15 protein-coding genes are annotated in these 12,818 nt (G+C 46.5%); all 15 read left to right on the top strand.

Translation table 11 applies throughout. From position 1 onward, the window contains the following. Window positions 1-93: 93 nt before the first annotated feature. The 15 genes from rpoC to rpmC all read left to right on the top strand — a co-directional run bounded on the left by rpoC (window position 94) and on the right by rpmC (window position 12,804). Entirely contained in the window at window positions 94-4,410 is a 4,317-nt protein-coding gene (rpoC, locus tag OH144_RS19850; protein WP_266203999.1) for a DNA-directed RNA polymerase subunit beta', read from the top strand. Window positions 4,411-4,416: 6 nt separating this feature from the next. After that, window positions 4,417-4,734 (top strand): DUF3467 domain-containing protein, encoded by a 318-nt coding sequence (locus OH144_RS19855; RefSeq protein WP_266204000.1) that lies wholly within the window; start codon window positions 4,417-4,419, stop codon window positions 4,732-4,734. A gap of 104 nt (window positions 4,735-4,838) precedes the next feature. Beyond that, the gene (gene rpsL / locus OH144_RS19860) at window positions 4,839-5,252 is read left to right on the top strand and encodes a 30S ribosomal protein S12 (protein ID WP_073853787.1); all 414 of its coding nucleotides are present in this window, start codon (window positions 4,839-4,841) and stop codon (window positions 5,250-5,252) included. Window positions 5,253-5,270: 18 nt separating this feature from the next. Further along, window positions 5,271-5,738, top strand: a complete 468-nt coding sequence (gene rpsG, locus OH144_RS19865) for a 30S ribosomal protein S7 (RefSeq protein WP_266204001.1) — start codon at window positions 5,271-5,273, stop codon at window positions 5,736-5,738. A gap of 3 nt (window positions 5,739-5,741) precedes the next feature. Next, the gene (gene fusA / locus OH144_RS19870) at window positions 5,742-7,844 is read left to right on the top strand and encodes an elongation factor G (RefSeq protein WP_266204002.1); all 2,103 of its coding nucleotides are present in this window, start codon (window positions 5,742-5,744) and stop codon (window positions 7,842-7,844) included. A gap of 9 nt (window positions 7,845-7,853) precedes the next feature. Then, a complete protein-coding gene (rpsJ, locus tag OH144_RS19875) occupies window positions 7,854-8,159 on the top strand; it encodes a 30S ribosomal protein S10 (protein WP_007654312.1) in 306 nt (101 codons plus the stop codon). Window positions 8,160-8,338: 179 nt separating this feature from the next. Continuing rightward, window positions 8,339-8,956 (top strand): 50S ribosomal protein L3, encoded by a 618-nt coding sequence (gene rplC, locus OH144_RS19880; RefSeq protein ID WP_266204003.1) that lies wholly within the window; start codon window positions 8,339-8,341, stop codon window positions 8,954-8,956. Window position 8,957: 1 nt separating this feature from the next. Beyond that, the gene (gene rplD / locus OH144_RS19885) at window positions 8,958-9,587 is read left to right on the top strand and encodes a 50S ribosomal protein L4 (RefSeq protein ID WP_266204004.1); all 630 of its coding nucleotides are present in this window, start codon (window positions 8,958-8,960) and stop codon (window positions 9,585-9,587) included. Next, window positions 9,587-9,874, top strand: coding sequence for a 50S ribosomal protein L23 (gene rplW / locus OH144_RS19890; RefSeq protein WP_140620848.1), 288 nt, complete (start codon window positions 9,587-9,589; stop codon window positions 9,872-9,874). Before rplD ends, rplW begins: the two co-directional genes overlap by 1 nt. A gap of 10 nt (window positions 9,875-9,884) precedes the next feature. Then, the gene (rplB, locus tag OH144_RS19895) at window positions 9,885-10,712 is read left to right on the top strand and encodes a 50S ribosomal protein L2 (RefSeq protein WP_266204005.1); all 828 of its coding nucleotides are present in this window, start codon (window positions 9,885-9,887) and stop codon (window positions 10,710-10,712) included. Beyond that, window positions 10,713-10,991, top strand: a complete 279-nt coding sequence (rpsS, locus tag OH144_RS19900; RefSeq protein WP_025609055.1) for a 30S ribosomal protein S19 — start codon at window positions 10,713-10,715, stop codon at window positions 10,989-10,991. 2 nt (window positions 10,992-10,993) lie between these two features. Beyond that, window positions 10,994-11,389, top strand: coding sequence for a 50S ribosomal protein L22 (gene rplV / locus OH144_RS19905; RefSeq protein ID WP_266204006.1), 396 nt, complete (start codon window positions 10,994-10,996; stop codon window positions 11,387-11,389). Window positions 11,390-11,394: 5 nt separating this feature from the next. Continuing rightward, window positions 11,395-12,150 (top strand): 30S ribosomal protein S3, encoded by a 756-nt coding sequence (rpsC, locus tag OH144_RS19910; RefSeq protein ID WP_266204007.1) that lies wholly within the window; start codon window positions 11,395-11,397, stop codon window positions 12,148-12,150. Window positions 12,151-12,179: 29 nt separating this feature from the next. Then, window positions 12,180-12,602 (top strand): 50S ribosomal protein L16, encoded by a 423-nt coding sequence (gene rplP / locus OH144_RS19915; protein WP_266050566.1) that lies wholly within the window; start codon window positions 12,180-12,182, stop codon window positions 12,600-12,602. 1 nt (window position 12,603) lies between these two features. Then, window positions 12,604-12,804, top strand: coding sequence for a 50S ribosomal protein L29 (gene rpmC / locus OH144_RS19920; protein WP_266204008.1), 201 nt, complete (start codon window positions 12,604-12,606; stop codon window positions 12,802-12,804). Window positions 12,805-12,818 lie beyond the last annotated feature (14 nt).

Raw genomic sequence — 12,818 nt, forward strand, 5'->3', positions numbered from 1 at the left:
AGCAAAGCGCTGCGGCATGAGCCAAAGCGCTTTGCATACTTATACTGGTTAAGCTGTAAGGCATATTCATTGTATCGACATTATTCTAATAATATGGCATTTGCGAAAAACAAAAAGCTAACTCAGGACTTCTCAAAAGTTACGATCAGCTTGGCTTCTCCGGAGTCAATCCTGGAGCGTTCCAACGGAGAGGTAGTAAAACCTGAGACCATAAACTATAGAACCTATAAGCCTGAAATGGGTGGCCTGTTCTGCGAAAGAATTTTCGGGCCCGTAAAGGACTGGGAATGCCACTGCGGAAAGTATAAAAGAATCAGATACAAAGGCATCATCTGCGACCGTTGCGGCGTGGAGGTGACCGAAAAGAAAGTGCGCCGCGAGCGTATGGGCCACATTGAATTGGTGGTTCCAGTAGCGCACATCTGGTACTTCAAATCCCTTCCAAACAAAATAGGTTATCTGCTGGGTTTGCCAACCAAGAAGCTTGACCAGATCATCTATTATGAAAGATATGTAGTTATCCAGCCAGGCATTTTGGCAGAGGACGGCGTGAACACGCTGGACTTCCTGACAGAAGATGAGTACCTGGACATGGTGGATAAGCTGCCACGCGAGAACCAGGTGTTGGATAACAACGACCCGAACAAGTTCATCGCCAAAATGGGTGCTGACGCTCTGCAAATGCTGCTGGAGCGCATTAACCTGGATGACCTTTCTTACGAGCTGCGTCACGCTGCTGCACATGAGACTTCTCAGCAACGTAAAGCAGAGGCGTTAAAGCGTCTACGTGTTGTGGAGGCTTTCCGTGATGCGACAACAAGAATTGAGAACAGACCAGAGTGGATGATCATCCGCATGGTGCCCGTTATTCCGCCGGAGCTTCGTCCGCTTGTTCCGTTGGATGGTGGCCGTTTCGCGACCTCTGACTTGAACGACCTGTACCGACGCGTTATTATCCGTAACAACCGTCTGAAGCGTCTGATCGAGATCAAAGCGCCTGAGGTAATCCTTCGTAATGAGAAGCGTATGCTCCAGGAAGCGGTAGACTCCCTGTTCGACAACTCACGTAAAGTGAACGCTGTTCGTGCAGAAGGCAACCGTGCGCTCAAGTCACTTTCTGACATGCTGAAAGGTAAGCAGGGTCGTTTCCGTCAGAACTTGCTTGGTAAGCGTGTGGACTACTCCGGCCGTTCGGTAATTGTGGTTGGTCCTGAACTGAAGCTGCACGAGTGCGGTCTGCCAAAGAACATGGCAGCTGAGCTCTTCAAGCCGTTCATCATCCGCAAGCTGATTGAAAGAGGAATCGTTAAGACGGTAAAGTCAGCAAAGAAAATAGTTGACCGTAAGGACCCTGTCGTTTGGGATATCCTGGAGAACGTGCTGAAAGGCCACCCGGTACTCCTAAACCGTGCCCCTACCCTACACAGATTAGGTATTCAGGCCTTCCAGCCAAAACTGATTGAAGGTAAGGCGATCCAGCTGCATCCACTGGTGTGTACGGCATTCAACGCCGACTTTGACGGTGACCAGATGGCGGTGCACGTTCCACTGGGACCTGCTGCTGTACTGGAAGCCTCGATGCTGATGCTTGCTTCGCACAACATCCTGAACCCTGCAAACGGTGCCCCTATTGCGGTGCCGTCTCAGGACATGGTGCTAGGGTTATACTATGTAACCAAAGGAAAGCGCAGCACAGAGAATGAAACAATAGCCGGCGAAGGCATGAGCTTCTACTCTGCGGAGGAAGTGATCATCGCCATCAACGAAGGAAGAATATCGAAGCATGCATACATCAAGGTAAGAACCAAGGTGAGGAATGAGAAAGGCGAACTGGAACTGAAACTGATAGAGACAGTTGCCGGACGCGTTATCTTCAACCAGTTCGTGCCTGAGCAGGTAGGTTACCTGGATGAACTGCTGACAAAGAAAAAACTGCAGCAGGTAATCTCCAGGGTGTTCAAAGAAACGGGCATGGCTCGTACTGCTCAGTTCCTGGACGATATCAAGACACTTGGATTCCAGTCTGCCTATAAAGGTGGTCTTTCAATGGGTCTGGGTGATATCAATATCCCGGCTGAGAAAGAAATTCTGGTTGAGCAGGCTAAGAAAGATGTAGATGCCGTTTGGCAGAACTACTCTATGGGTCTGATCACGGATAACGAGCGTTACAACCAGGTAATTGATATCTGGACACGTATCAACAACCAGATCACTGAAACGCTGATGCGCCGCCTGGAGAATGAGGATCAGGGCTTCAACTCTATCTTCATGATGATGCACTCCGGAGCCCGTGGTTCAAGAGAGCAGATCCGTCAGCTGGGTGGTATGCGTGGTCTGATGGCCAAGCCTCAGAAATCGCTTCAGGGATCAGTAGGCGAGATCATCGAAAACCCGATCCTTTCTAACTTTAAGGAAGGACTGGATGTAATCGAGTACTTCATCTCTACCCACGGTGCACGTAAAGGTCTTGCCGATACGGCCCTTAAAACGGCTGACGCCGGTTACCTGACCCGTCGTCTGGTAGACGTGTCTCAGGACGTGATCGTGAACGAGGAAGATTGCGGTACGCTGCGTGGCCTGGAAGTAAGTGCGCTGAAAGACAACGAGGACATCGTGGAGTCGCTGTCAGAGCGAATTCTCGGTCGAGTGGCTGTACATGATGTGTATGATCCAATCACGAATGAGCTGATCGTTGAGTCTGGTACAGAGATCACGGAGGACGTTGCGCGTGACATTGAGAATACGGCAATTGAGTCTGTGGAAATACGCTCTGTGCTGACTTGTGAGTCTAAGCGTGGCATATGTGCCAAGTGCTACGGCCGTAACTTGGCAACAGGATTTATGGTGCAGAAGGGAGAGGCTGTTGGTGTAATTGCCGCACAGTCTATCGGTGAGCCTGGTACACAGCTGACACTCCGCACCTTCCACGTAGGTGGTACAGCTTCTAACATTGCGGTAGAGGCAACCATCATGGCGAAGTTCGGCGGTAAGATCGAGTTCGAGGACATCCGCTCACTGGATACAGTGAATAACGAAGGGGAGCCGGTGAAAGTAGTAATGGGTCGTTCAGGCGAGCTTAAAGTCGTAGACCCTAACACGGGCAAACTGCTGATCAGCAACCACGTGCCGTATGGCTCCTTCCTGCATGTAAATGAAGGACAGGTCGTAGAGAAGGGGGCTGTTCTATGTAATTGGGACCCATACAATGCGGTTATACTTTCAGAGTTTGACGGTGAGATTTCTTACGAGTCGATTATTGAAGGTGTAACATACCGTGAGGAGTCTGATGAGCAGACAGGATACCGGGAGAAAGTGATTGTTGATACAAAAGACAAAACACAGAACCCGGCCATCGTGGTTACTCCGAAGAATGGCGAGCCAAAAGGCTATAACATTCCGGTGGGAGCTCACCTGACAGTAGAGAATGGTGAGAAGATCAAGGCTGGCCAAATCCTGGTGAAGATCCCGCGTGCGATCGGTAAAACACGAGACATCACGGGTGGTCTGCCACGCGTTACTGAATTGTTTGAGGCCCGAAACCCATCTAACCCGGCGGTAGTGTCTGAGATTGATGGTGTGGTAACCTATGGCAGTGTGAAGCGCGGTAACCGTGAAATCTTCATTGAGTCTAAGGACGGTGTGAAGAAGAAGTATATGGTGCCGCTTTCTAAGCACATCCTGGTGCAGGATAATGACTTTATCCGTGCCGGTATGCCTCTGTCAGACGGTGCTATTACGCCAACAGACATTCTGAATATCCAGGGACCGGGTGCCGTGCAAGAGTACCTGGTAAATGAGATACAGGAAGTATATCGTCTGCAGGGTGTGAAAATCAACGACAAGCACATAGAGGTGGTAGTTCGCCAGATGATGCAGAAAGTTGTTGTCGTTGACCCGGGTGATACAAGCTTCCTGGAGCATCAGACCGTGGATAAGATCACCTTCATGGAGGAGAACGACCACATTATCGACATGAAAGTTGTGGAAGATGCCGGTGACTCAACCAACCTGAAGCCGGGCCAGATAGTAACGCCACGCAGGCTGCGCGACGAGAACTCCAGCCTGAAGCGCCGCGACCTAAAACTAGTGACCGTGCGTGACGCACAGCCATCTGTTTCACGTCCGACGCTGCAAGGTATCACACAGGCTTCCTTGGGTACGCAAAGCTTTATCTCTGCGGCCTCGTTCCAGGAAACAACAAAAGTACTGAGCGAAGCAGCGATCAAAGGTAAGGCGGATGAACTGCTCGGCCTGAAAGAGAACGTGATCGTAGGCCACCTGATTCCTGCTGGTACTGGTCTGAGAGAATACCAGAATCTGATAGTAGGAAGCAAGGAAGAGTACGAGGCGCTTGTCGAGTCGAAAAAAACATCGGCAAAAACAAGACAGCAGGAACTACAAAACAAATAAGTAGCTATGGCAGAAGATCTGCAGAAACAGAATCAAATCAATATCGAGCTATCTGAAGAGGTGGCCGAGGGCGAGTATGCAAACCTTGCCATGATCGCTCATTCGAGCAGCGAGTTTGTGATTGATTTTATAAGATTGATGCCAGGCCTGCCAAAAGCGAAAGTCAAATCAAGAATAGTTATCACACCAGAGCATGCCAAAAGACTTTTGGCTGCTCTGGCCGATAACGTCAAAAAATTTGAGTCCAGCTTCGGCGAGATAAAACAGTCTCAGGACACTCCCTCTTTCCCGATGAACTTCGGGGGAACAGTGGGAGAGGCCTAAGATGCAGAGAATTAATGAATTAAAATTTTGAATTTGCAAAGCGAATTTTATACCTTTGCAGACCAAAAATAAAAGTGGAAAAATCTATAATTAACAAATTATAAATGCCTACTATACAGCAATTAGTAAGAAAGGGAAGAGAAAAGTTAACATATAACTCGAAGTCTCCGGCCCTAGATTCATGCCCGCAGCGCCGTGGAGTATGTACAAGAGTATATACTACTACGCCTAAGAAGCCAAACTCAGCTATGCGTAAAGTAGCCAGAGTTAGACTCACAAACGGCAAAGAAGTGAACGCCTATATCCCTGGTGAAGGACATAACCTTCAGGAGCACTCCATCGTGCTGATCAGGGGCGGTAGAGTAAAAGATCTTCCAGGCGTACGTTACCATATCGTACGCGGAGCTCTGGATACAGCCGGTGTAAACGGTCGTCTTCAGTCACGCTCTAAGTATGGTGCGAAGAGACCTAAGCCAGGACAGGCGGCAGCAGCTGCAGGAAAAGGTAAAAAGAAATAATCATAGCGTTTTAATACAATGAGAAAAGCAAAGCCAAAAAGTAGAATACTCCTTCCTGATCCTAAATATAAAGAGACCCTGGTAACACGTTTCGTTAACTACCTGATGGAAGACGGAAAGAAAAGTGTTGCCTACGGTATCTTCTACGATGCTGTAGAAATAGTAGAGCAAAGAACAAAAGAAAACGGTCTTGAGACTTGGAAGAAGGCATTGAACAACATCATGCCTAGCGTCGAAGTTAAAAGCCGCAGGGTTGGGGGTGCTACTTTTCAAGTGCCGACTGAGGTTCGACCGGACCGCAGAGTATCTCTTGGTATCAAGTGGATGATATCATACGCTCGCAAGAGAGGTGAGAAGACAATGAAAGACAGATTAGCAGGTGAGATTATTGCAGCTGCTAAGGGTGAAGGTGCTGCCGTGAAGAAAAAAGACGATACGCACAGAATGGCAGAAGCGAACAAAGCATTCTCACACTTTAGATTTTAATCAATGGCAAGAGATTTAAGATATACAAGAAATATCGGTATTGCCGCACATATTGATGCTGGTAAAACCACTACTACGGAACGTATTCTTTACTATACGGGTAAATCACACAAGTTAGGTGAGGTACACGAAGGTGGTGCTACTACAGACTGGATGGAGCAGGAGCAGGAGAGAGGTATTACCATTACTTCAGCCGCTGTAACTGTAAACTGGCCATACAGAGGTAATGATTACCATATCAACATCATTGATACGCCTGGACACGTGGACTTTACCGTAGAGGTGAACCGTTCCCTGCGTGTACTGGATGGTCTGGTATTCCTATTTAGTGCAGTAGATGGTGTAGAACCACAGTCTGAAACGAACTGGCGACTGGCAGACAACTATAAAGTAGCCCGTATCGGTTTCGTAAATAAAATGGACCGTTCAGGCGCTGATTTTCTAGCCGTTTGTAAGCAAGTAAAAGAAATGCTTGGCAGCAATGCTGTAGCACTTCAGTTGCCAATTGGATCAGAAGATAACTTCAAAGGTGTAGTTGACCTGGTGAACTTCCGTGGTATAGTTTGGAATGAATCAGATAAGGGTATGACCTTTACTGAAGTGCCTATTCCTGATGATATGATGGAAGAAGCTGAAGAATACAGAGAGAAGCTGCTGGAAGCTGTAGCTGAGTACGATGAGTCGTTGATGGAAAAATACTTTGACGATCCAAACTCTATAACAGAGGATGAAATTCTTGCTGCGCTTCGAGCTGCTACCATTGACCTGGCAATTGTGCCGATGCTCTGCGGTTCTTCATTCAAGAACAAAGGGGTTCAGACAATGCTGGATTATGTGATGGCGCTTTGTCCATCTCCATTAGATAAAGAAAGCATCAAAGGTACAAATCCTGATACTGGTGAAGAAATAGCTCGCAAACCAAGTGTTAATGAGCCATTTGCTGGTCTTGGATTCAAGATCGCAACAGATCCATATGTAGGGCGTCTTTGCTTTGTTAGAGCTTATTCAGGGGTTCTTGAGTCAGGTTCTTATGTGTTTAATACACGTTCGAACAACAAGGAGCGTATCTCCCGTATTTTCCAGATGCATGCCAATAAGCAGAACCAGATTGAAAGGCTGGAGGCTGGAGATATCGGTGCAGTAGTAGGCTTTAAGGACATCAAAACCGGTGACACGCTGTGCGATCAGAATGCTAAAATCGTACTGGAGTCTATGGAATTCCCTGAGCCGGTTATTGGATATGCCATTGAGCCTAAGTCTCAGGCTGACTCAGATAAAATGGGTATGGCTATTGCCAAACTTATTGAAGAGGATCCGACGCTGCAGGTTAACACAGACGAGGAAACTGGTCAGACGATCCTGCGTGGTATGGGTGAACTTCACCTGGAGATCATCATTGACCGTATGAAGCGTGAGTTCAAGGTAGAACTGAACCAGGGTGCGCCGCAGGTGGCTTACAAAGAGACTATCACGAAAAGCGTTGAGCACCGTGAGGTATTCAAGAAGCAGTCGGGTGGTCGTGGTAAGTTTGCCGACATCGTGTTCGAAATGGGACCACGTGAGGACGGCAAGCAAGGCCTGGAGTTCGTTAACGGTATCGTGGGTGGTGTGATTCCAAGAGAATTCATCCCAGCTGTGCAGAAAGGCTTCGAAGATGCTATGAAGAACGGCATTCTGGCTGGCTTCCCGATAGACTCCATGAAGGTGCGTCTGTTCCATGGTTCTTTCCACGATGTGGACTCTGATTCACTATCATTTGAATTAGCTGCTCGTCAAGGTTTCAAAGAGGCTGGTAAGCAGTGTGCCCCTAAACTTCTGGAGCCAATTATGGCCGTTGACGTTGTTACACCAGACGAGTACACTGGTCCGGTAACAGGCGACTTGAACAGAAGAAGAGGTATCATGAAAGGTATGGACACAAAAGGTACCGCTTCGGTGGTTAAGGCTGACGTTCCACTTTCAGAACTGTTTGGTTATGTAACTGACCTTCGTACCATTACTTCTGGTAGAGCTACTGCCTCGCTTACTTTCTCACACTATGAGCAAGTACCGCAGAACTTAGCAGATGCTATCATTGCCAAAATAAAGGGAACAGCAGCAAAATAGTAGTATAAGATGAATCAGAAAATCAGAATAAAGCTTAAGTCTTACGATCACAATCTGGTAGACAAATCTTCCGAGAAGATTGTGAAAGCAGTAAAGGCTACCGGTGCCATCGTTAGCGGCCCAATTCCTCTTCCAACCGAGAAGGATAAATTTACAGTTCTTCGTTCACCACACGTGAACAAGAAATCTCGCGAGCAGTTTCAACTTTGCACTTACAAGAGATTAGTAGATATCTATTCTACAAGCTCTAAAACTGTAGATGCGCTGATGAAGCTTGAATTGCCAAGCGGCGTGGATGTTGAGATCAAGGTTTGATAACAGCATATATAGCAGAAAAAGAGGAGAGCCCCGGCTCTCCTCTTTTTTTATACCTGCTTGAGAATAAATATTTTAGAGAAAGTTTGAAAAGAAGCCTAAAAAATTATTAACTTTGCACTCCCTTAGCGAAAATAGGGGGCAATGAATTATTGTATCCATCTCTAAACAAAAGTTGAATGCCTGGAATTATCGGTAAAAAAATCGGAATGACAAGCCTCTTCACAGCAGATGGTAAATACACACCAGTGACGCTTATTCAAGCAGGCCCGTGTGTAGTTACTCAGGTGAAGACGGTTGAGAATGACGGCTACGCTGCAGTGCAGATTGGCTATGGTGACAAGAAACTCAAAAGAGTTACAAAAGCGGAAGCTGGTCACTATCAGAAAGCTAACACTGCTCCTAAGAAGAAGGTAGCTGAGTTTGATGTAGAAGGAGTTTCTTACAACCTGGGCGACACAGTTGACGCTACCCTGTTTGAGGAAGGCGAATTCGTGGATGTAGTAGGTACATCGAAAGGTAAAGGTTTTCAGGGTGTTGTAAAACGCCACAACTTTGCTGGTGTTGGCGGTCAGACTCACGGCCAGCACAACAGAGCAAGACACCCAGGTTCAATCGGTGCATGTTCTTGGCCATCAAGAGTATTCAAAGGTATGCGCATGGCAGGCAGAATGGGCGGTAACAGAGTGAAGGTTCAGAACCTTACTGTGCTGCGCATCATCGCTGAAAGAAACCTTATTGTAGTTAGTGGCTCTGTTCCTGGTGCCAGAAATTCTTACGTGTTAATTGAGAAATAAAATGGAGCTCTCTGTATTAAATATTAAAGGTGAAGATACAGGCAGAAAGGTTACTCTTTCTGATGCTATTTTTGGACTTGAGCCAAATGAGCATGCCATGTATCTTGACGTGAAGCAGTACTTGGCTAACCAAAGACAAGGTACGCACAAGTCAAAGGAGCGTAACGAGGTTGCTGGCTCAACTAAAAAGATCAAGAAGCAGAAAGGTACCGGCGGTGCCCGTGCCGGTAGCATCAAGTCGCCTGTGTTTGTTGGTGGTGGCCGCGTGTTTGGTCCAAAGCCAAGAAACTATAGCTTCAAACTGAACAAAAAGCTGAAGCGCGTAGCCCGTCTTTCAGCTCTTTCTCTGTTAGCACGTGACAACCGTGTGGCTCTGGTAGAGTCCTTCTCTATGGAGGCTCCAAAGGCGAAAGAATTCAGAGGTATTTTGGACAACCTGAAGTCAACTGGCAAAACGCTGGTAGTGCTTCCTGCTGCTGATAAGAACATTGTTCTGTCCGGCAGAAATCTTCCAAAGGTAAAAGTATCAACTGTAAAGGATGTGAATACTTATGACCTGCTGAACACAGAGAAGCTGCTTCTTGTCGAGCAATCAGTAAATGAATTAGAAAACCTCCTTAGCGCGAAATAATGAACGTTCTGAAAAGACCAATTATTACTGAGAAGTACGCTGCCTTGAACGAGGTTGGTAAATATGCTTTTGAGGTAGAGAGAAATGCCAACAAAGTAGAGATCAAGAAGGCAGTTGAAAAGATGTATGGTGTAACTGTTGACAAAGTGTCCACAATGCGCTCTATCGGTAAGAAGAAGACGAAATATACAAAGTCTGGAGCTGTAACTGGCCGTACCTCTCTGATCAAGAAAGCAATAGTAACCCTGAAAGAGGGTGAAGTAATAGACTTTTACAGCGGCATATAATTAAGTTAAAATGGCTTTAAAAAAGTTAAGACCAATAACACCAGGTCAAAGATTTAGAGTAGCCCCTGCTTTTGATGAAATCACAGCAACTACTCCTGAGAAATCTTTGTTGGCACCCCTATCAAAATCTGGTGGACGTAACAACTCAGGTAGAATGACCATGCGCTATATGGGCGGTGGTCACAAGAGAAAGTACAGAGTGATTGACTTCAAGCGCACCAAGCATGGTGTTCCCGCTACAGTGAAGACAATCGAGTACGATCCGAACAGAACAGCCCGTATTGCGCTGCTTCACTACGCTGATGGAGAGAAGACATATATCATCGCTCCTGCAGGACTACAGGTGGGAACCGTGGTAACCTCAGGCCCTGGTGTAGCTCCGGAGGTAGGTAACTGCTTACCGCTTTCTGACATTCCTCTAGGTACTATCATTCACAACATCGAATTGCAGCCAGGTGCTGGTGCCACGCTTGCAAGAAGCGCTGGTTCTTATGCACAGCTGGTAGCACGTGAAGGACGTTATGCAACGATCAAGCTTCCTTCTGGCGAGTTGAGAATGGTTCTTGTTAACTGCTCTGCAACTGTAGGTACAGTATCCAACGGCGAACACATGAACGTGAAGCTTGGTAAAGCTGGCCGTAAGAGATGGTTGGGCAGACGTCCAAGAGTACGTGGTGTTGCCATGAACCCTGTCGATCACCCTATGGGTGGTGGTGAAGGTAAGTCTTCAGGCGGTCACCCACGTTCACGTAAAGGCCTGTATGCGAAAGGTCTTAAGACGAGAAACAAGAATAAATATTCTGAGAAGCTTATAGTTAATAGAGGAAAGAAAAAGTAAATGGCTAGATCATTAAAAAAAGGGCCTTATATTGACTTTAGGCTCGAGAAGAAAGTAACTGTAATGAACGAGGCTGGCAAGAAGTCTGTTATCAAGACTTGGTCTCGTAGATCCATGATTTCTCCGGATTTCGTAGGGCATACTTTTGCAGTTCATAATGGAAATAAATTCATCCCTGTTTATGTTACCGAAAACATGGTAGGCCACAAGCTGGGTGAGTTTGCTCCGACTAGAAACTTTAGAGGTCATATTGCTAAGAAAGATAAAGGCAAGCGTTAATAATGGAAGCAGTAGCAAAACTTAAAAATGTCCCTACCTCTCCTCGCAAGATGAGAATGGTAGCCGACTTGGTGCGCGGGAAAAGCGTATCGAAAGCTCTTGGTATTCTGAAATTTGAAGCCAATGCTGGTGCAGCCAAAGTTGAGAAGCTTGTTCTTTCGGCATTAGCAAACTGGCAGCAGAAGAATGAGGATGCTAGAATCGAGGATGCAAACCTTTACATCAAGACAATTTTTGTTGATGAAGGTAAAATGCTGAAGCGTCTTCGTCCTGCTCCACAGGGACGTGGGTACAGAATCAGAAAGAGATCTAACCACGTTACGCTGGTAATCGACAGCATGACAGAGGAGCAGCTAGAGCAGCAGCAGTCTAAGAAATCTAAAAAAGCCAACAAGTAAGAATTATGGGACAGAAAGTTAATCCGATAGGTTTTCGACTAGGTGTTATCAAAGGTTGGGATTCTAACTGGTATGGCGGCAAAGATTTCGCTGAGAAGCTGATCGAAGACGAGAAAATCAGAAAATACATACTCGCTCGTATTCCTAAAGGCGGTATTTCTAAAATTATAATTGAGAGAACGCTTAAGCGCATCACCATCACAATCAACACGGCTAGACCAGGTGTTGTGATCGGTAAAGGCGGCCAGGAAGTAGATAAGATCAAAGAAGAGCTTAAGAAGCTTACGAACAAAGATATCCAAATCAATATCTTTGAAATTAAGCGTCCGGAGCTCGATGCCAAGCTGGTAGGTGAGTCAATCGCTCAGCAGTTGCAGGCTCGTATCTCTTTCCGCCGTGCCATGAAGCAGGCTATTGCTTCTGCGCTACGTGTAGGTGCCGAAGGTATAAAAGTACAGGTTTCTGGTCGTCTGGGTGGTGCTGAAATGGCAAGAACAGAGCACTACAAAGAGGGCAGAACCCCACTTCATACTTTACGTGCAGATATTGACTACGCATTATCTGAGGCACAGACAGTATATGGCAAACTGGGTATCAAAGTTTGGATCTTCAAAGGTGAGGTATACGGTAAGAAAGATCTTACTCCAAATGCCGGCCTGGAGAGCAAAGGACCTGGTTCAGCCTCTGGCGACAGACGTGGTGGAGGACCTCGCAACAAGAAAAGTGGTGAAGGTGCACCGAAGCGCAAGCGTCGTCAATAATCAAGTGTTAACATTATAAGTTTTAGAAAATGTTACAGCCTAGAAGGACTAAATATAGAAAAATGCAGAAAGGCCGCGTAAAGGGTCTGGCTCACAGAGGCAGCTCTATTGCGTTTGGTTCTTTCGCTATCAAGTCTCTTGAGTCAACTTGGATCACGTCGCGCCAGATTGAGGCAGCCCGTATCGCCATGACCAGAGCAATGAAACGTGAGGGTCAAGTTTGGATCCGTATTTTCCCTGACAAGCCTATCACGAAGAAGCCTGCAGAGGTTCGTATGGGTAAGGGTAAAGGTTCTCCTGAATATTGGGTAGCAGTGGTTAAGCCGGGTACAATCATGTTTGAATCTGATGGTGTACCTCTGGAAGTAGCAAAGGAGTCGTTGAGACTTGCTGCTCAGAAACTGCCAGTTAAAACAAAGTTTGTAGTACGTAGAGATTACGTTGAGAAATAAGATGAAAAATTCAGAGATAACGGCTTTATCTGCGGAAGAACTGCAAGAGAAGCTTAACACTGAGAAAGCTAACCTGCAAACCATGCGTTTTGCACATGCTATATCTCCACTGGAGAACCCAATGAAAATCCGCGAGACGAAGCGACTTGTCGCCAGACTGAGTACTGAAGTTCGTCGTCGTGAAATAGAAGCTAACTCTTAATAATGATTAAGATC

Origin of the sequence: Pontibacter kalidii (assembly GCF_026278245.1) — a bacterium.
GTDB classification, from domain to species: Bacteria; Bacteroidota; Bacteroidia; order Cytophagales; family Hymenobacteraceae; genus Pontibacter; species Pontibacter kalidii.